The following is an 18714-nucleotide window of genomic DNA, read 5'->3' on the forward strand; positions in this document are numbered from 1 at the left end:
ATCTAGGCGCCCTCGTTAGCCAGAGCATGGCGAAACTGCAGTGGCGGCTGCGGCATTTCCTGGCGCCATGCCAGGCGAAAGGCATGGCTGCTGCCGTAGCCGCAACGCTCGGCGATCTGTTCCACGTTGAGATGGCTGCCGCGCAAAAGCTCACGGGCCAGGTCGATGCGTTGGGCGCGCAGGTAGTTCTGCAGCGTTTGGCCGGTATTATCGCGGAACAGCCGCGCCAGGTGCCGGTAGCTCACATTGAACTGGCTGGCCAGTTGTTCGAAGCTGAAGTTGGTACCCAGGTGTGCATCCATGTAGTCCTGGGCTGCATGCACCAACGGGTGGATGTGGTTGCGCGCCAGTTCTGCCGCGCGCAGTTGCACATCTTCGCCGGCGCGGCGACGGTAGATGACCAGTTCCTGCGCCACCTGGTTGGCTACTACCTTGCCAAATTGCAGGCTGACGATGTGCAGCGCCAGGTCGGTTCCGCTGGACACGCCTGCCGAGGTGAACACGCCATCATCCTCGACGAACAGGCGGTTCTCCAGCACCTTGGCTGCTGGGTAGCGCGTTCGCAGCAAGTCGACGTAACGATGGTGCGTGGTGCATTGCCGGCCATCCAGCAAGCCAGCTTCGCCCAGCAGAAACGCACCGGTGCATATGGAGCACAGCTTTATATCCGGCGTTTGCCTGACCACCTGCGCCAGCCACCGGGCTGTGGCGGTCAATATCGCGGTATCGGCGGGTGTCGCAGAGAGCTTGTTGCCCACCACGAACAGCAAGTCCTTCGGTGCCAGCCGGTCAGGCAACTGGTGCAGGCCACTCAGTGTCACGCCCTGAAAACTGCTGACTTGTTGTCTGGCGGCTATGCAACGTACGTTGACCGGAGCCAGCTGGAGTTCTTCAAGGCTCGCCATGATTTGTAACGGGCCGCCGAGATCAAGGATGTGGGTGCCCGGAAGCAGCAAGAACCAGATGGTACGCATTACAGTATTCCTTACATCGCCAAGCGCCTGACCTTGAGCGGCACGTTACCAATATGGCGCAAAAAGGCAATTTGCATGAATACCAGGGTGGTCAGGTGCCTTCGCCTTCTGGCAGCAGCCTTCCCAGGAGCGGTGGCACAGGCCCTGGGGCGGCAGGTTCGTCATCGAAGCCCGCGGGCACCTTGCCCCGCAGGTGCCAGGCAAAGGCGATGATTTCGGCGATGGTCAGGTACAGCGCCTCCGGTATCTGGTCCCCCAGCTCCAGGCGCGCCAGCAGACGCACCAGCTCGGCATTTTCGTAGATCGGCACCTCGTGTTCCCGGGCCAATGCCAGGATGGCCTCGGCCAGCGCATCGTCACCCTTGGCGGTGAGGGTCGGAGCTTGCTGCCCGTCGTAGAACAGGGCAATCGCCTGGCGTGCAGGTTGGTGCGTCATGCGTTCTCATCCACCCAACGTTGTTCTACCCGCGTACGCGGGCCTTGTGGTGGGATACCAGGATGGCATTCCAGATCACCCACATCCAGGCCCCGCGCCAACAGGCGTTCGCGCAAGCTGCCGAGCTGGCTGTCGATCAGCCGGGCTGTCGCCTCGCGTTCCGCCCAAAGCTGGCCACCCAGGCGGCCTTGGCTCAGTTGTGCCTGGACCTGCACCGGGCCAAGGGGCGAGAGGTCGAAAGCCAGCTCGATACGCCACAGGGCTTGCAGCGGGTCGGCTGACTCCTGCTGGCGGTCGGCCTGCTGTTGTGGCGTTTCCTCGCGCTGCAGCTTGACCTGCAACGGGATGAACTCCTGGCCGTGACGGATCGGCACTTCGGTTTGCCAGGTGGTCTGCAGGTTGCCGTTTTCCAGGGTACCGGTTTGTTGCAGGCTGCTCATGGCATGGCTTTGCAGGCGCGATACGGCAGCGGCGGCCAGGCGTAGCAATTGTTGCAGGTCGCCTTCGTCCTCCATGGCCTTGAGCAGGCGCGACGGCAGCGGGAATGCGCCCGGCTGCGGCTTGGGGCTGACCCGTTCGAGCATGCCCAGCGCGCTGCGGGCCAGGGCCGGCATGGTAACGGCCAGGCTGGCGGGCGCCAGGTTGGGCGCCCCGGGTACGCTTGCCGGCGTGTTGGTGATCAGCCGCAGCAAGTGGGCCTTGAGGTCGGTGGCGACGCTGGCCGGGAAACCGCCCAGCAGTTTGGCTTCGAGAAAGGCACCGCTGTTGTTCAGGGCCTGCGCCACTGCCTTGGCATCACCCAGTTGCCGGGCTTCTGGCAGGCTCGCCAGCAGGCGTTCGGCGCTGGCTCGCAATTCGCCATCGGCGCCCGGGTCGCGGGCCACCTGTTGCAGGGCATTGAGCAGGCCGGGCAGCGAAGCCTGGCGGTTTTGTTGGGTCAGCAGCTGCTGGGCAATGCTGAGCTGGTCCTGGCGGCCGCTGAGCGGTACGAAACGCAGCGACTGGTCGCCCTGCACCAGCGCGCTGAGCAGGCTGCCAACGGCCAGCGGGCGCGGGCTGTCCACGCTCAGGGTAGCGCCGGCCTGGGCGCTGTTGAGCAGGCTGACCAGCGCCCGGTAGACGGCTGGCTGGCCGGGCGCCTGGGCCAGCGCCTGGTTGGTCAGGACCTTGCCCTGCAGCAGGGTGCCGACCGGCACTTTGCTGGTGTCCAGGCGGGTGAGGGTGGCGACCTGGCTGGCGCTGGCCTGCTGCAGCATGATCGCCAGGCGGTTGCTTTCAGTCTGGCTGACCGTGACCTGGCTGCCCTGGGGCAGGGGCTGGCTGGCGCTGGCTTGCAGCTGGGTCTGGGTGCCGTTGGCCTGCATCAGCCGCAGCACCAGCTGAAAATCCTGGCCCACCTGGCGCAACGACATGACTTCGGCCTGGGCGGTCTCGCCGGGGGCCATCAAGCCGGGTTGCGGTTGTGTCAGGCGCAGCAGTTCGCCGGTCATGCCCGCCTTGATGGCCTGGGGGCTGATTGCGGTTTGTGCGCCGAGACTATTGATTTCAGTCATGATTGTATACAACCTGTCGAACCCGCCCTCTTGGCAGCGCGGCGGCGCGTGTAATAATGCCGACCGTCCGTCGTTGCCAGTATAACGGCAGCGAGGGGGGCGACTTGAGATACAGGGCTAGAGGTCGGCGTCGCCTGCTTCGCGGGTAAACCCGCTCCTACAAGGGTTTGCGCAGCTTTCAAACCCTGCGTTGAACCTGTGGGAGCGGGTTTACCCGCGAAGCAGGCGACGCCGACCTCTAGCCCTACAAAGATAAGGCGAAACCGTGACCCTTCACCTCCAAGCCGCGGGCCTGGCCTGCGAGCGCGACTGGCGCCTGCTGTTCGAGCACCTCGCTTTCGAGCTGCGGCCCGGCGACATGCTGCAGATCAGCGGCCCCAACGGCAGCGGCAAGACCAGCCTGCTGCGCTTGCTGGCCGGCCTGATGCAGCCGACGGCCGGGCAGATCCTGCTGGGTGGCAAGCCACTGGCCGAGCAGCGCCACGCCCTGGCCAGCATCCTGTTGTGGATCGGCCATGCAGCGGGCATCAAGGACCTGCTCACCGCCGAGGAGAACCTCACCTGGCTGTGCGCCCTGCACCAGCCGGCCAGCCGCGAGGCGATCTGGGCGGCACTGGCGGGCGTCGGCCTGCGTGGTTTCGAAGACGTGCCCTGCCACACCCTGTCTGCCGGCCAGCAGCGCCGCGTGGCCCTGGCCCGGCTGTACCTGGCCAGCCCGCCGCTGTGGATCCTCGACGAACCCTTCACCGCCCTCGACAAGCAGGGCGTGGCGCAGCTCGAGGCGCACCTGGCGGCCCACTGCGAGCAGGGCGGCACCGTAGTGCTGACCACCCACCACACGCTGGAACGCAAGCCCTCCGGTTACCGTGAACTGAACCTGGGGCAATGGGCGGCATGAGCGTATTCATCCTGTTGTTGCGCCGCGAAGCGCGCCTGCTGTTCCGCCGCCCGGCCGAGCTGGCCAACCCGTTGGTATTCTTCGCCATCGTGGTTGCGCTGTTCCCGCTGGCAGTCGGCCCGGAAAGCCAATTGTTGCAAACCTTGTCGCCAGGCTTGGTCTGGGTGGCGGCACTGCTGGCGGTGCTGTTGTCGCTGGACGGCCTGTTCCGCAGCGATTTCGAGGACGGCTCGCTGGAACAGTGGGTGCTGTCGCCGCACCCGTTGGCGCTGCTGGTGCTGGCCAAGGTGCTGGCACACTGGATCTTTTCCGGGCTGGCGCTGGTATTGTTGGCGCCGCTGCTGGCGCTGATGCTGGGGCTGCCTAGCCATTGCCTGCCGGTGCTGCTCGGTTCGCTGCTGCTGGGTACGCCGGTGCTGAGCCTTTTGGGCGCGGTGGGCGCGGCGCTGACAGTCGGTCTGAAACGCGGCGGTTTGCTGCTGGCATTGCTGATTCTGCCGTTGTATATCCCTGTATTGATCCTGGGCAGTGGTGCGTTGCAAGCGGCGTTGCAGAATATGCCGGCAACCGGCCACTTGCTCTGGCTCGCCAGCCTGACGGCCCTGGCCGTGACACTGGCACCCTTTGCGATAGCGGCCGGCCTGAAGATCAGCGTCGGCGAATAACGAGTCCCGGGCTTCCAAGCCCGGCCAATACCCTGGATGTACCCTGATGAAAATAAGCTGGACGTGGTTCCACAAGCTGGGCTCCCCCAAATGGTTCTATGCCATCAGCGGCCGCATGCTGCCGTGGCTTGCCGGCGCTGCCGTGCTCCTGCTGCTGGTCGGCATCACCTGGGGCCTGGCCTTCGCCCCCCAGGACTACCAGCAAGGCAACAGCTTCCGCATCATCTACATCCACGTACCGGCGGCGATGCTGGCGCAGTCCTGCTACGTGCTGCTGGCAGTGGCCGGGGTGGTGGGGCTGGTATGGAAGATGAAACTGGCCGACGTCGCCTTGCAATGCGCCGCCCCCATCGGTGCCTGGATGACCGCCGTGGCACTGGTCACCGGGGCCATCTGGGGCAAGCCCACCTGGGGAAGCTGGTGGGTCTGGGATGCCCGGCTGACGTCCATGCTCATCCTGTTGTTCCTGTACTTCGGCATTATTGCGCTGGGCCAGGCAATCAGTAATCGTGACAGTGCAGCCAAGGCCTGTGCGGTACTGGCGATCGTCGGCGTGGTGAACATCCCGATCATCAAGTACTCGGTGGAGTGGTGGAACACCCTGCACCAGGGCGCCACCTTCACCCTCACCGAAAAGCCGGCGATGCCCGCAGAAATGTGGTTGCCGCTGCTGTGCACGGCGCTGGGCTTCTACTGCTTCTTCGGCGCGGTGCTGTTGCTGCGCATGCGCCTTGAAGTACTCAAGCGCGAAGCGCGCGCCAGTTGGGTCAAGGATGAAGTATTGAACAGCCTGGGGCGGAGGGCCGCACAATGAGTTTCGCCACCTTCGGTGACTTTCTCGCCATGGGCCACCATGGCCTGTACGTGTGGACGGCCTATGGCATCTGCCTGGCGGTGCTGGCGCTGAATGTCGCCACGCCCGTGCTGGCCCGCCGTCGCTACCTGCAAGATGAGGCGCGCCGTTTGCGCCGGGAGAACAACCAGTGAATCCGCAGCGCAAGAAACGCCTGTTGCTCATCGTCGGCCTGCTGGTCGGCGTCGGGGTTGCCGTCGGCTTTGCCTTGAGCGCATTGCAGCAAAACATCAACCTGTTCTACACCCCGACCCAGATCGCCAACGGCGAAGCGCCGCTGGACACCCGCATCCGCGCCGGCGGCATGGTCGAGAAAGGTTCGGTACAGCGTTCGTCCGATTCGCTGGACGTGCGTTTCGTGGTCACCGACTTCAACAAGTCGGTGCCGATCACCTACCGTGGCATCCTCCCCGACCTGTTCCGCGAAGGGCAGGGCATCGTCGCCCTCGGCAAGCTCAACGCCGATGGCGTGGTGGTGGCCGATGAAGTACTGGCCAAGCACGACGAGAAGTACATGCCGCCCGAGGTTACCAAGGCCCTGAAGGAAAGCGGCCAGGCCGCCACCGGCGGGGAGGCCAGGCCATGAACGCGGCGCTGGTGATCCCCGAACTCGGCCAGCTGGCGATGATCCTGGCCATCTGCTTTGCCGTCGTGCAGGCCAGCGTGCCGCTGCTCGGCGCCTGGCGTGGCGACAGCCTGTGGATGAGCCTGGCGCGGCCGGCGGCCTGGGGGCAGTTCGCCTTCCTGGCCTTTGCCTTCGCCTGTCTGACCCATGCCTTCATGACCGACAACTTCTCGGTCGCCTATGTGGCCAGCAACTCCAACAGCGCCTTGCCCTGGTACTACAAGTTCAGTGCCGTGTGGGGTGCCCACGAAGGTTCGCTGCTGCTGTGGGCGCTGATCCTCGGCGGCTGGACCTTCGCCGTGTCGGTGTTCTCGCGGCAGTTGCCGCAGGTGATGCTGGCCCGCGTGCTGGCGGTAATGGGCATGATCAGCGTGGGCTTCCTGAGCTTCCTGATCATCACCTCCAACCCGTTCCAGCGCCTGCTGCCGCAGGTGCCGACCGATGGCCGCGACCTCAACCCGCTGTTGCAGGACTTTGGCCTGATCGTCCACCCGCCGATGCTGTACATGGGCTACGTCGGGTTCTCGGTGGCCTTCGCCTTCGCCATCGCCGCCTTGCTCGGTGGCCGCCTGGACGCCGCCTGGGCGCGCTGGTCGCGGCCCTGGACCATCGTTGCCTGGGCCTTCCTCGGTGTCGGCATTACCCTGGGTTCGTGGTGGGCCTACTATGAACTGGGCTGGGGTGGCTGGTGGTTCTGGGACCCGGTGGAAAACGCCTCGTTCATGCCTTGGCTGGTGGGTACGGCGCTGATCCACTCGCTGGCGGTGACCGAAAAGCGCGGGGTATTCAAGAGCTGGACCGTGCTGCTGGCGATTGCCGCGTTCTCGCTGAGCCTGCTGGGTACCTTCCTGGTGCGCTCCGGTGTCCTGACCTCGGTGCATGCGTTTGCCGCCGACCCGTCGCGGGGCATTTTCATCCTGATCTTCCTGCTGTTCGTGGTCGGTGGTTCGCTCACTCTGTTCGCCTTGCGCGCACCGGTGGTCAAGAGCCAGGTCGGCTTTGCCCTGTGGTCGCGCGAGACGCTGCTGCTGGCCAACAACCTGGTGCTGGTAGTGGCGGCCTCGATGATTCTGCTCGGCACCCTCTACCCGCTGGTGCTCGATGCGTTGACCGGTGCCAAGCTGTCGGTCGGCCCACCGTATTTCGACGCCTTGTTCCTGCCGCTGATGGCACTGCTGATGGTGGTGCTGGGTGTGGGCGTGGTGGTGCGCTGGAAAGATACTCCGGGCAAATGGCTGGCCAGCATGATGACCCCGGTGCTGCTCGGCAGCGCCATCCTCGCGCCGGTGGCAGGCTTTATCGTCGACGACTTCGACTGGCCGACCCTGACCGCCTTCGCCCTGGCCGCCTGGGTGGTGCTTGGCGGGCTGCGCGACATTCTCGACAAGACCCGTCACAAAGGCCTGCTCAAGGGCCTGCCTGGCCTGGGTCGCAGCTACTGGGGCATGCAGCTGGCGCACCTGGGCCTGGCGGTGTGCGCGCTGGGCGTGGTGCTGTCGAGCAACAACAGCGCTGAACGCGACCTGCGCATGGCTCCGGGCGAGAGCGTGGAGCTGGGCGGCTACCACTTCCTGTTCCAGGGGGCCAGGCACTTCGAAGGGCCGAACTTCATCTCCGACAAGGGCACCGTGGTGGTCAGCCGCGATGGCCGTGAAGTGACCACCCTGCACCCGGAGAAGCGCCTGTACACCGTGCAGCAGTCGATGATGACCGAAGCCGGCATCGACGCCGGCTTTACCCGCGACCTGTACGTCGCCCTCGGCGAGCCGCTGGAGAACGGCGCCTGGGCAGTACGCGTGCATATCAAGCCTTACGTCCGCTGGATCTGGCTGGGCGGTCTGCTGACCGGCCTGGGCGGGTTGCTGGCGGCCCTCGACCGGCGCTATCGCGTCAAGGTCAAGACCCGGGTGCGTGATGCCCTGGGCGTGTCTGGAGCAGCTGCATGAAGCGTTGGATCATGGTAGTCCCCCTGGCGGTATTCCTGCTGGTGGCGGTGTTCCTCTACAAAGGGCTGTTCCTCAAGCCCGACGAGCTGCCCTCGGCAATGATCGGCAAGCCGTTCCCGGCGTTTTCCCTGGCCTCGACCCAGGGCGACCGTACCCTGACCGAGGCCGACTTGCGGGGCCGCCCGGCACTGGTCAACGTGTGGGCCACCTGGTGCCCGTCGTGCAAGGTAGAGCACCCGTACCTGAACCAGCTGGCCCAGCAGGGTGTGGTGATCCACGGCGTCAACTACAAGGACGACAATGCGGCGGCCCTGAAGTGGCTGGCCGAGTTCCACAACCCGTACCAGCTGGACATTCGTGACGAGCAGGGCAGCCTGGGCCTGGACCTGGGCGTGTATGGCGCGCCGGAAACCTTCCTGATCGATGCCAAGGGCATCATCCGCTACAAGCACGTGGGCGTGGTCGATGCCACGGTCTGGCGTGAGCAGCTGGCGCCGCTGTACCAGGGCCTGGTCGATGAGGCCAGGCCATGAAGCGGGGGCTGGCAGCTGCGGTGCTGGGGCTCTTCATGGGGTTGAGCCTGGCAGGCGTGGCCAAGGCGGCCATCGACACCTACCAGTTCCGCGACGATGCCGAGCGTGAGCGCTACCAGCAGCTGACCAAAGAGCTGCGCTGCCCCAAGTGCCAGAACCAGGACATCGCCGACTCCAACGCGCCGATTGCCGCCGACCTGCGTCGGGAAATCTTCCGCATGCTCGGCGAGGGCAAGAGCAACCAGCAGATCGTCGACTTCATGGTCGACCGCTATGGCGACTTCGTGCGCTACAAGCCGGCGCTCAGCGGGCGTACCTGGCTGCTGTGGTTCGGCCCGGGGATTTTGCTGGCTGGTGGTTTCGTGGTGCTGGCGCTGATCGTGCGCCGGCGCCGCAGTGCGGCCGTGCAGGGCGCCAATGAGTTGTCCGCCGAAGAACGCGAGCGTCTCGCCAAATTGCTGGAAAAAGAACAGACCCATGATTGAATTCTGGCTTAGCGCGGGCCTGCTGCTGCTCGCTGCCCTCAGCTTCCTGCTGGTCCCGATACTGCGTGGCCGTGGCCGCCAGCAGGAAGAAGACCGCACCGCCCTGAACGTGGCCCTGTACCAGGAACGCGTCGTCGAACTGGCTGCCCAGCAGGCCGCCGGCGTGCTCGATGAGGCGCAAATGGCCAAAGGCCGTGACGAGGCCGCCCGTGAGCTGCTGGCGGATACCGAAGGTGCCGAGGCCCCGCGCCAGGGGCACCTGGGCAAGGCCCTGCCGTTGCTGGCGGCGCTGCTGGTGCCGCTGCTGGCATTGGGGCTGTACCTGCATTTCGGCGCGGCCGACAAGGTTGAGCTGACCCAGGAGTTTGCCGAAGCGCCCAAATCGATGGAAGAAATGACTGCCCGCCTGGAGCGGGTGGTGCAGGCCCAGCCGGATTCGGCCGAGGCCGTGTACTTCCTGGGCCGAGCCTACATGGCCGAGCAGCGCCCCGCCGATGCCGCGCGTACATTCGAGCGCGCCGTGGCCCTGGCCGGTCGCCAGCCCGAATTGCTCGGGCAATGGGCACAGGCGCTGTACTTCGCCGCCGACAAGAAATGGAGCCCGCAGCTGCAGGCGCTGACTGACGAGGCGCTGAAAGCCGACCCCAACGAAGTGACCAGCCTGGGGCTGCGTGGTATCGCTGCCTTCGAGGGCGAGCGTTACCAGGAAGCCATCGATTACTGGAAGCGCCTGCTGGCGCAGCTGCCGGAAGGTGATACCTCGCGTGCGGCGCTGCAGGGCGGCATCGACCGCGCCGCCGAGCGCCTGGGTGGTTCGCCGGGGCAGTCTGCGGCGCCCGTGGCGGCTCGCTTGAAGGTGCGCGTGGAACTGGCTGCGGCGTTGAAGGACAAGGTCAAGCCGGACGACACGGTATTCATCTTCGCCCGCGCCAGCAATGGCCCACCCATGCCGCTGGCGGCCAAGCGGGTGACCGTGGCGCAGTTGCCGATCGAGGTGGAATTGTCCGATGCTGACGCCATGATGCCGCAGATGAAACTGTCGGACTTTGCCGAAGTCCAACTCGTTGCACGTGTATCACGCGCTGGCCAGCCAACCCATGGTGAGTGGATTGGCCAGGGCACGCCATTGCCCAGCGCCACCCAGGCCATCCAGCACCTGACCATCGACAGCCCCGACCCGTAAGAGAGCAATGCCATGCACAGCATCGTCCGCCTGACCCTGATCACCCTGGCCCTGGGTTTGTCTGCGTGTACGGTGCATGAGCCGTACGAGCAGCCCGAACCACCGATCGAGCGCCTGCCGCCGCCGGGGCCGGCGGTCAAGCCTTTGCCGGACAGGCAGCCGGCCCCCGCGCCGAGCAAGCCTGCGGCCACGCCCAAGCCGATGCCACGCACCTCGGCCAGCTTCGCGCCGCCGCCTGGCGGGGCGAGCCATTGGGACCCGAAGCTGGGTGTGTATGTGCTGGAGAAGAAGCCCAATACCTTCTACCGCCAGCGGACCTACTACCGCTTCAACAACGGCTGGAGCTGGTCGCTGAGCCCGGATGGACCGTGGCAGGAGACTGACAGCAGCGGTGTGCCGGGTGGTCTGGGGCGTGCGTTCGCCCAATAATTGCAACGTTGCCGTTGCCGTTGCCGTTGCCGTTGCCGTTGCCGTTGCCGTTGCCGTTGCCGTTGCCGTTGCCGTTGCTTTTGCTTTTAAGCGCGCGGTAGTCCAGGCGCCGCCGATTGCGACTTCAGGAGGCCGAGCGAAGGGACTGCGGAGGGAGGTGACGGGCATGGATGCCCGTCAAGCGCTGAGGCCCCATGGATGGGGCCTGCAGCGCGTACTCCCGGGAGCAGGCCCGTAGCGAGGGAACCCCGGAGCGCAGCGTAGGGGCCGGATGATAGGAGCCAGCGTTTTTTGGTTACTTTTTGTCGCGTTTGACAAAAAGTGACCCGCCGTAAGGGCGGAAAGGTGAATAAGCGCCACCTTCGAAAATGAATGTTGACCTTGTTGTTGATGCCCACGCTTGAAAGCGGAGAGCGGAGAGCGAAGAGCGGAAAAGTACTGGTCTTGATCTCGCGCATAGTCCATTTACGATGGCGACGCATACTCACCTTTTCGCCCTTACGGCGAGTCACTTTTTGTCAAACGCGACAAAAAGTAACCAAAAAACGCTGCGCTCCCATCATCCGGCCCCTGCGCTGCGCTCCGGGGTTCCCTCGCGCCGGCCTTGCTCCCGGGAGTACGCGCTGCAGGCCCCATCCATGGGGCCTCAGCGCTTGACGGGCATCCATGCCCGTCACCTCCCTCCGCAAGACCTCTGCTCGGCCTCCTGAAGTCGCGAAGATCAAGATCAAGATCAAGATCAAGATCAAGATCAAGATCAAGAGCAAGATCAAGATCAAGAGCAAGATCAAGAGCAGAGCAGAGCAGAGCAGAGCAGAGCAGAGCAGAGCAGAGCAGAGCTAAGCAGAACAGTGCAGTTTCACCTCTTTATTTCGGTTGACTGTACTGGCCGGTGACTCCGCATAATGTCGCCTCGAACTGACCCGGAGGTGGCATGCACAAGACAGTTCTGGTGCTGGTGGAAACCGTCGATGATTACCTGCCCATGCTGGAGCAGGCCGGCTACCGTTTGATCCGTGCCCCTTCGCCGCAACTGCGGGCCGAGGCCATCCAGCGCCATGCCCATGAAGTAGATGCTGTGCTCACCCGCGGCCCGCTGGGCCTGACTGCCAGCGAAATCGACACGCTGTCCAAACTGCAGATCATCTGCGTGATCGGTGCCGGCTACGAACAGGTTGACCTGGCCGCGGCCGCTGCGCGCGGCATCACTGTCACCAACGGCGCCGGGGCCAATGCCGAAGCGGTCGCCGACCACACCCTCGCCCTGCTGCTGGCGCTGTTGCGCGACATTCCCCGCGCCGATGCCAGTACCCGCCGGGGCGAATGGAACCGGGTGATCAGCCCCTCGGTGAGTGGCAAGCGCCTTGGCATTCTCGGCCTTGGTGCGGTGGGCCTGGCCATCGCCAGGCGCGCCCATCTGGGCTTCGCCATGCCCGTCAGCTACCACAGCCGCACGCCGCGCCAGGATGTGCCCTACACCTGGTACGACAGCCCGCAGCACCTGGCCGACGCCGTCGACATCCTGGTGGTGGCAACCCCCGGAGGAGCCAACACTCGTCACCTGGTCGATGCACAGGTGCTCGAGGCGCTGGGGGCCGAGGGCTACCTGGTGAATATCGCCCGAGCCAGCGTGGTCGACACCCAGGCCCTGGTGGCCGCGCTGCAGCATGGCCAGCTGGCTGGTGCGGCACTGGATGTGTTCGACGACGAGCCGGCTGTACCCGATGCTCTCAAGGCCCTTGGCAACACCGTGCTCACCCCCCACGTGGCCGGCCAGTCGCCGGAGGCGGCGCGCGACACGGTGACCTTGGTGCTGCGCAACCTGCAGGCGTTCTTTGCCGGCGAAGCCGTGTTGACTCCGGTACGCCAGTAACCCTTTTCATACATCTGCCTGGCAGCGATCGGGCAACAAGGAGTGTGTGCATGCAACTTGAAATCTTCCAGGTCGATGCGTTTTCCGCCGAGCCGTTCGGGGGCAACCCGGCGGCAGTGATCCCACTGCAAAGCTGGCTGCCGGACGACGTGCTGCAGCGCATTGCCGAAGAGAACAACCTCTCGGAAACCGCCTACTTCGTGCGCAACGGCGAAACCTTCGACCTGCGCTGGTTCACCCCGACCGTGGAAGTCGACCTGTGCGGCCATGCCACCCTGGCCTCGGCCTATGTGCTGTTCGAAGAGCTGGGCGAGCAGGCGCAGGTGCTGCGTTTCAACACCCGCAGTGGCGAGCTGCGGGTCAGCCGCAACGCTGACGGGCTGCTGGCCATGGACTTCCCGGCCAAGCAGCCGGTCGCCGTGGACATGCTGCCGGGCCTGTTGCAGGCGCTGGGCCTGGGCCAGGCACAGGCGCTGTACCGCAGTGACGACTATGTGGTGGTGATCGATGACGCCCTGTTGCTCGACACCCTGAAGCCGGATTTCGTTGCGCTGTCGGCGTTCGATGTGCGCGGTATCGCCGTTACCGCGGCAGGCCGTGGCTTTGATTTCGTCACCCGCTGGTTCGGCCCAAGGGTTGGCGTGAACGAAGACCCGGTGACTGGCTCGGCGCACACCTCGCTGGCGCCGATATGGGCCGAGCGTCTGGGTAGGAACGTGCTGAGCTGCGAGCAGGGTGGGGCGCGCAAAGGGCAGCTGCAGTGCGAAGTGCCGGATAACGGCCGGGTGATCATCAGCGGGCGGGCGGCGTTGTACCTGCGCGGTACGGTGTACATCTGACCTTGGGCAACTGTCTTGTGCTGCCTGTGCCTGCCTCATCGCCGGCAAGCCAGCTCCCACAGGTACTGCACTGGCCTGAGAACGGCGCGGTCGGGGTGGGAGCCGGCTTGCCGGCGATGAGGCCGGTACAGGCATCTATACTTGCTGGCCCATCTTCCGCTCAAGGAGCCAGCCATGGCCCTGGAAAAACACGGCACCTGCCTGTGCGGCGCCACTCGGCTCAAGGTCACCGTCGACAATACCCATATCAGCGCCTGCCACTGCAGCATGTGCCGCAAATGGACCGGCGGCCCATTGCTGGTGGTGCATTGCAGCCAGCCACCGGTGATCGAAGGGCGCGCGCCCAGCGTCTATGAATCTTCCGATTGGGCCCAGCGCGGCTTCTGCGGCCAGTGCGGCACGCACCTGTACTACCGGCTCAAGGCCAATGACTTCCACGCCGTGCCGGTCGGCCTGCTCGACGGCGACCAGGAATGGCATTTCGACTTGCAGATCTTCGTCGAACAGAAACCCGCCTGGTATTGCTTCGCCAACCAGACCAAGGAACTGACTGGCCAGGAAGCCTTCGAGCAGCTCGGCTGATTCAGGCGGCGTGCTGTGATCGATGCGCCAGCACGAAACGCCACGCGAACTTGCCAAACCGGTGCATTCCTGAGAAAAGGGCGGCTTTGTTTCCAGCGTTGGAGTATGCCCCGTGAGCCAAGAACTGCAGATCATCGACCTTGTGGAGGGGGATGGCAAAGCCGCCGTCAAAGGCGCCCTGATCACCACCCAGTACACCGGCTGGCTGGCCGACGGCAGCGAGTTCGACTCGTCCTGGTCGCGCGGCAAGCCGTTCCAGTGCGTGATCGGCACTGGTCGGGTAATCAAGGGGTGGGATCAAGGCCTGATGGGTATGCGCGTTGGCGGCAAGCGCAAGTTGCTGGTACCGGCGCACCTGGGCTATGGCGAACGCAGCGTGGGGGCGATTCCGCCGAATTCGGATTTGACCTTCGAGATCGAATTGCTGGAAGTGCTGACACGGGATGATTGAGGAAAAGGACTACACGCGCTGTCGGCCAGTGTCTGATGGAGGTGCCTCCCGGGTACGGCTAACCTTGCAGACTCACTGAGTGAAGAGGGTAGCCTATCCATGAAATCGCATTTTTCCTCACGGGTGGTACGCAAAGCGAACGCGCTGTTGGTGGCATCAGGCGCGCGAATGGAAATCTCGTTACCACGCGAACTGGCGAGTGTGGTTACCAACTCCCGAAAGACCCGTTCGGAACTGAAGGCAGCATTCGAGGCTGCGTATTCCCGCCTGCGCAAAGGGTAAGAGCCATATGGTCGGGTGTGGCACAAAGTCTCGTGGGCTCGATTCTCTTCGTGTTCTTGCTGGGCTTTCTGGTGTTCTTCACCTGGAGTCTGAATCAAGGCCCAAAGCAGGTTATCGAGCAGGTATTTGATGTAACCATTCTCGACTCTGTCTCTATGGAACAAGCAGCTGGGCCACCGTAACGGTAATCAGCGAGAGCAACGAGTAACGAACGGACACATTTCAGCAACACCCATCCTCTAATCTAAGCCTTGCCTAGGGAACGGCATCCACCTCCAGGGAGGAACCAAACGGGTTCAGGGCACTCTCACCCTCACTCGTTGCCAAGGATGGCATTCACTACAAGGATGCCCCGCGGTGCTGTTGGCGGGGTGATGTGGCGGGTCTACCCGATTCTTTCTGCCACATGGGCCTGTTTTGATGAAGTTGCCAACATTCTTCCGCCGTCGTCGTCACTGGTTGCTGAGCCTGACGCTTACAGCCATAGCCGTACCGCTGGCGCTGGAAGCAGTCGAAAGCCGGGCGCAACCGGTGGATGGCACCCAGACCCTTGTGTTCCTGCGCCACGCCGAGAAGCCGGGCGAGGGGCTGGGCCAGTTGAACTGCCAGGGCCTCAACCGTGCGCTGGACCTGGCTACCCTGCTCCCCGAGCGCTTTGGCAAGGCCGACTACGTGTTCGCTGCCAACCCCTCGCGGCATGTCGAGGAAGGCAGCAAGGACCAAAGCTACAGCTACATTCGCCCGCTGATGACCATCAGCCCCAGCGCCATTCGCCTGGGCCTGCCGGTAAACATCGACTATGGCGCCAACGACACCGACGCGCTGGCCGAAGAGCTGCTGCGCGACAAGTACCGTAACGCGACCGTGTACACCGCCTGGTCGCATGGCTACCTCCCTGACCTGATCAATGCCGTGGCTGGCAAGGCCCTCGGTGAAAAGCGGGTGATCACCGAGGACTGGAGCGGCGACGACTTCGACACCCTCTACGTCCTGACCCTGACCTGGCACGACGGCAAGGCCAGCCTGCTCAGCCGCAACGTGCGTCAGGGCCTGAATGATGGTGCGCATAGTTGCCCGACCTGATCCGCTGGTGATGGTTTGCCTGTACCGGCCTCTTCGCGGGCTTGCCCGCTCCCACAGGTACAGCGCAGCCCTTGAGAGCGGTGGGGGCCTGTGGGAGCGGGCAAGCCCGCGAAAGGGCCGGCACAGGCAAATAGAAGGTTAGCGCCCGAACCGCATCGGCCAACCCACCACTTTCTTCACCCGTGGCGTGGCATAGGTACGGACCTTGGAGGTACTCAAGCCCATGCGCACCAGCGATTCGGCCATGGTCACCGCCGCACTCACACCATCCACCACCGGCACGCCGGTGCGCTGGCGGATCTGCTCGTCCAAACCGGCCATGCCGCCGCAACCCAGGCAGATCACCTCGGCCTTGTCGTCACGCACGGCGCGTTCTGCCTGCTCGACAATCGCCTCTACCGCGCGCTGCGGGTCGGCTTCCAGCTCCAGCACCGCCAGCCCGCTGGCCCGCACCGATGCGCAGCGGTCATACAGGCCGGAGAGCTTCAGGCGGTCTTCGATCAGCGGCACGGTGCGGTCCAGGGTGGTCACCACCGAGTAGGCATGGCCCAGGTACATCGCCGTGCTGGCGGCTGCATCGGTGATGTCCACCACCGGTACGTTCAGCAGTTCCTGCAAGCCTTCGCGGCCATGTTCGCCGTAACCCGCCTGTATCACGGCATCATAAGGGCCTTCGTAGGCCAGCACCCGGTCCATCACCGCGATGGCGGCCAGGTAGCTTTCGAAGTTGCCCTCCACCGACTCGGCACCGAACCATGGGGTGAGGCCGATGATTTCCGTGCCGGGCGCTGCCACCGCACGGGCCTGTTCGGCAATGGCTTCGGTGATGGCTTCGGTGGTGTTGACGTTGGCGATCAGAATGCGCATGGGTAGTCCTCCCTGGTCAATGGCTGCTGTGGTCCACGGCGATGCATTCGCCGCTGACGTCCTGGTATTGGTGTTTGCGTGGGGCGATCAGCAGGTAAAGTGCGGCGGCGATGCCGGCACCGATCAGCCAGGAGAATGGCGCCACGCCATGGAAGTTGGGCACCAGGGCCAGGACGATGGCCAGCAGGGCGGCCGGCACGAAGGCGGCCACGGCGCGCAGGTTGATGCCCTTGGTGTAGTGGTAGGCGCCAGCCGGGTCTTCGCTGTACAGCTGCGGCACGTTGATGCAGCCTTTGCGCAGCAACCAGTAGTCGGACATGATCACCCCGTACAGCGGGCCGAGCAGGGCACCCAGGCCGGACAGGAAGTACACGATCACCAGTGGGCTGTTGTACAGGTTCCACGGCAGGATCAGCACCGCCAGGGTGGCGCTGATCAGCCCGGCGCGGCGGAAGTTCAGGTGACGCGGTGCCAGGTTGCTGAGGACGAAGGCCGGGGCGACGAAGTTGGCCATGATGTTCACCGCCACCGTCACGATCAGGAAGGCCAGGCAGCCCAGTACCAGGAACGCTGTACTTGGGATGGCCGCGACGATCTGGGTCGGGCTGTCGATGATCTGGCCGTTGATCTGGAACTGCGCGCCGCACAGCACCACGGTGATCACGGCGAACACCAGGATGTTCACCGGCAGGCCCCAGAAGTTGCCGACGCGGATGGTCTTGCGGCATGGCGAGGAGCGGGCGAAGTCACAGAAGTTCAGCACCAGGGTGCCGTAGATCGCCAGCCACAGCGCGCCGCCGGCAAATATGTTGCGCCACATCTCGTAGCCGGCCAGCGGTTCGGCCACCGACCAGGCGATGCGGGCGTCGGCCTTGAAGTACATGAACACCGCCAGGGCGGCGACGGTCAGCAGGATCACCGGGCCGGCAAAGGCCTCGTAGCGGCGCACCATCTCCATGCCATAGGCCAGGATCACCAGCTGCACCAGCCAGATCGACACGAAGCACACCCAGCCCAGGCTCGACAGGCCGAGGATGCTGTCATGGTCATAGGCTGCCATCTGCGGCCATACAGCGGTGAGCAGCACGCGCAGCACCACCGAAGCCAGGTAGGTCTGGATGCCGAACCAGGCGATGGCGATGACCGCACGAATCAACGCCGGAATCTGCGCGCCGTGGATGCCGAAGGCGATGCGGCTGATGACCGGGAATGGTACGCCGGTCTTCTGCCCCATGTAGCCGGACAGGTTCATGAAGAAGTACACCAGCGCCGCGCCGATGGCCAGCGACAGCAGGATCTGCCAGCCACCCAGGCCGAGGGCGAACAAGCCCATGGCAAACGAGTAGTTGGCGATGTTGTGCACATCGTTGGTCCACAGCGCAAAGATGCTGTAGCCGCCCCAGCGGCGACCTTCGATGCGCGTCGGCGCGAGGTCGCGGTTATGCAGGCGCGGGCTCAGGGCGAGTTCCGGCTGGCTGCCGGCGAGAGTGGACGCGGGGTGGGTGCTGGCGACGGATAGTTCAGGGGCAAGGTCGAAGCTGGTACTCATTCCGGCGGGCTCCTGATGCACGTGGACTGCGATGAGCGGGCATGCGCACGGGCTCGCCATCTCGTCGGTGCAGCGTTGGCATCTCAGGGTTTGGGGCGCGGCGGCCGATGTTGAGTCGGCGTCGCGGGTTCTTGTGTATTTATGTTTTGCTTTGTTTGTATACAAAACACGAACACACAAAAGCGAGTTCCATGCCAAGGAAAAAGCAAACTTCAGTTGGCCATCATTTTGAACTTACCTTGTTGAGTTGTAAGTTCATGAAATGAAGAGAGTATAAGTTGACCAAATGAACAGATTTAAATTTCCCGAAGGTAAATTTGTTGATCGTTTGGTCAGAATAATTTGTGGGAAGTGTGTAACCTATTGGGGCGCAATCTTGAAAAGTGCACACAAAAACGGCACTTAAGGTGACATTTTTGTGTACGAAAATTAGTCAACTTTTTCCTGTGCTGGCCTCTTCGCGGGTAAACCCGCACACAAGTACCCCGTAGCATTCAGGTCGGTCGAAATCCTGTGGGAGATTCTATGGTTTTCAGCAAGCCAGTTTCTCGCCTTTGGTGACATATTCGTCCTGATTTTTCATCAGGGCGAATGCCACCCGCGCGAGC

General features: G+C 64.0%; 21 protein-coding genes. 16 read left to right on the plus strand and 5 right to left on the minus strand.

Features of this window, described 5'->3' with window-relative positions; translation table 11 throughout:
* Positions 1-2: 2 nt before the first annotated feature.
* The 3 genes from CAG18_RS16725 to CAG18_RS16735 form a co-directional block, all read right to left on the minus strand.
* A complete protein-coding gene (locus tag CAG18_RS16725; RefSeq protein WP_085721218.1) occupies positions 3-974 on the minus strand; it encodes a GlxA family transcriptional regulator in 972 nt (323 codons plus the stop codon).
* 91 nt (positions 975-1065) lie between these two features.
* A complete protein-coding gene (locus CAG18_RS16730) occupies positions 1066-1410 on the minus strand; it encodes an EscU/YscU/HrcU family type III secretion system export apparatus switch protein (RefSeq protein ID WP_015271189.1) in 345 nt (114 codons plus the stop codon).
* Entirely contained in the window at positions 1407-2963 is a 1557-nt protein-coding gene (locus CAG18_RS16735; protein ID WP_085721219.1) for a flagellar hook-length control protein FliK, read from the minus strand. The genes CAG18_RS16730 and CAG18_RS16735 overlap by 4 nt, the downstream gene beginning before the upstream one ends.
* 265 nt (positions 2964-3228) lie before the next feature.
* Here CAG18_RS16735 and ccmA point away from each other — a divergent pair, with 265 nt between their 5' ends.
* From ccmA to CAG18_RS16820, 16 genes are all read left to right on the plus strand, one after another.
* Complete coding sequence (gene ccmA / locus CAG18_RS16740) at positions 3229-3861, plus strand: cytochrome c biogenesis heme-transporting ATPase CcmA (protein WP_054573515.1); 633 nt, start codon at positions 3229-3231, stop codon at positions 3859-3861.
* Positions 3849-4526, plus strand: a complete 678-nt coding sequence (gene ccmB / locus CAG18_RS16745) for a heme exporter protein CcmB (RefSeq protein WP_013973563.1) — start codon at positions 3849-3851, stop codon at positions 4524-4526. The genes ccmA and ccmB overlap by 13 nt, the downstream gene beginning before the upstream one ends.
* Positions 4527-4572: 46 nt before the next feature.
* Positions 4573-5340 carry a heme ABC transporter permease gene (locus CAG18_RS16750; RefSeq protein ID WP_012273476.1) on the plus strand — a complete coding sequence of 256 codons (768 nt, stop codon included), beginning with the start codon at positions 4573-4575 and terminating at the stop codon, positions 5338-5340.
* Positions 5337-5513, plus strand: a complete 177-nt coding sequence (gene ccmD / locus CAG18_RS16755) for a heme exporter protein CcmD (RefSeq protein WP_003257324.1) — start codon at positions 5337-5339, stop codon at positions 5511-5513. The genes CAG18_RS16750 and ccmD overlap by 4 nt, the downstream gene beginning before the upstream one ends.
* On the plus strand, positions 5510-5965 hold the full coding sequence (gene ccmE, locus CAG18_RS16760; protein ID WP_015271187.1) for a cytochrome c maturation protein CcmE: 456 nt from the start codon (positions 5510-5512) through the stop codon (positions 5963-5965). Before ccmD ends, ccmE begins: the two co-directional genes overlap by 4 nt.
* Before the next feature lie 11 nt (positions 5966-5976).
* Positions 5977-7950 carry a heme lyase CcmF/NrfE family subunit gene (locus CAG18_RS16765; RefSeq protein ID WP_178075731.1) on the plus strand — a complete coding sequence of 658 codons (1974 nt, stop codon included), beginning with the start codon at positions 5977-5979 and terminating at the stop codon, positions 7948-7950.
* Complete coding sequence (locus CAG18_RS16770; RefSeq protein ID WP_015271185.1) at positions 7947-8483, plus strand: DsbE family thiol:disulfide interchange protein; 537 nt, start codon at positions 7947-7949, stop codon at positions 8481-8483. Before CAG18_RS16765 ends, CAG18_RS16770 begins: the two co-directional genes overlap by 4 nt.
* On the plus strand, positions 8480-8968 hold the full coding sequence (locus tag CAG18_RS16775; RefSeq protein WP_003257333.1) for a cytochrome c-type biogenesis protein: 489 nt from the start codon (positions 8480-8482) through the stop codon (positions 8966-8968). The genes CAG18_RS16770 and CAG18_RS16775 overlap by 4 nt, the downstream gene beginning before the upstream one ends.
* Entirely contained in the window at positions 8961-10151 is a 1191-nt protein-coding gene (gene ccmI, locus CAG18_RS16780; RefSeq protein ID WP_085721220.1) for a c-type cytochrome biogenesis protein CcmI, read from the plus strand. Before CAG18_RS16775 ends, ccmI begins: the two co-directional genes overlap by 8 nt.
* A 12-nt stretch (positions 10152-10163) precedes the next feature.
* Positions 10164-10580 carry a hypothetical protein gene (locus CAG18_RS16785; protein WP_013973557.1) on the plus strand — a complete coding sequence of 139 codons (417 nt, stop codon included), beginning with the start codon at positions 10164-10166 and terminating at the stop codon, positions 10578-10580.
* A 666-nt stretch (positions 10581-11246) separates the two neighbouring features.
* A complete protein-coding gene (locus tag CAG18_RS27115) occupies positions 11247-11423 on the plus strand; it encodes a hypothetical protein (RefSeq protein WP_178075727.1) in 177 nt (58 codons plus the stop codon).
* Positions 11424-11514: 91 nt separating this feature from the next.
* Complete coding sequence (locus tag CAG18_RS16800) at positions 11515-12453, plus strand: 2-hydroxyacid dehydrogenase (RefSeq protein ID WP_015271183.1); 939 nt, start codon at positions 11515-11517, stop codon at positions 12451-12453.
* Positions 12454-12503: 50 nt separating this feature from the next.
* Complete coding sequence (locus CAG18_RS16805) at positions 12504-13292, plus strand: PhzF family phenazine biosynthesis protein (RefSeq protein WP_085721222.1); 789 nt, start codon at positions 12504-12506, stop codon at positions 13290-13292.
* 174 nt (positions 13293-13466) lie between these two features.
* Positions 13467-13874, plus strand: coding sequence for a GFA family protein (locus CAG18_RS16810; RefSeq protein ID WP_039614455.1), 408 nt, complete (start codon positions 13467-13469; stop codon positions 13872-13874).
* Between the two features lie 112 nt (positions 13875-13986).
* Positions 13987-14325, plus strand: a complete 339-nt coding sequence (locus tag CAG18_RS16815; protein WP_003254365.1) for an FKBP-type peptidyl-prolyl cis-trans isomerase — start codon at positions 13987-13989, stop codon at positions 14323-14325.
* Positions 14326-15027: 702 nt separating this feature from the next.
* Complete coding sequence (locus CAG18_RS16820; RefSeq protein WP_015271179.1) at positions 15028-15690, plus strand: hypothetical protein; 663 nt, start codon at positions 15028-15030, stop codon at positions 15688-15690.
* A 138-nt stretch (positions 15691-15828) separates the two neighbouring features.
* On the opposite strand, the gene CAG18_RS16825 is transcribed toward CAG18_RS16820, so the two are convergent.
* Positions 15829-16557, minus strand: coding sequence for an aspartate/glutamate racemase family protein (locus CAG18_RS16825; RefSeq protein WP_015271178.1), 729 nt, complete (start codon positions 16555-16557; stop codon positions 15829-15831).
* A gap of 16 nt (positions 16558-16573) precedes the next feature.
* On the minus strand, positions 16574-18106 hold the full coding sequence (locus CAG18_RS16830; protein ID WP_015271177.1) for an NCS1 family nucleobase:cation symporter-1: 1533 nt from the start codon (positions 18104-18106) through the stop codon (positions 16574-16576).
* Positions 18107-18714: the final 608 nt, after the last annotated feature.

It is taken from the genome of Pseudomonas sp. B22(2017) (assembly GCF_002113105.1).
GTDB lineage: Bacteria > Pseudomonadota > Gammaproteobacteria > Pseudomonadales > Pseudomonadaceae > Aquipseudomonas > Aquipseudomonas asiatica.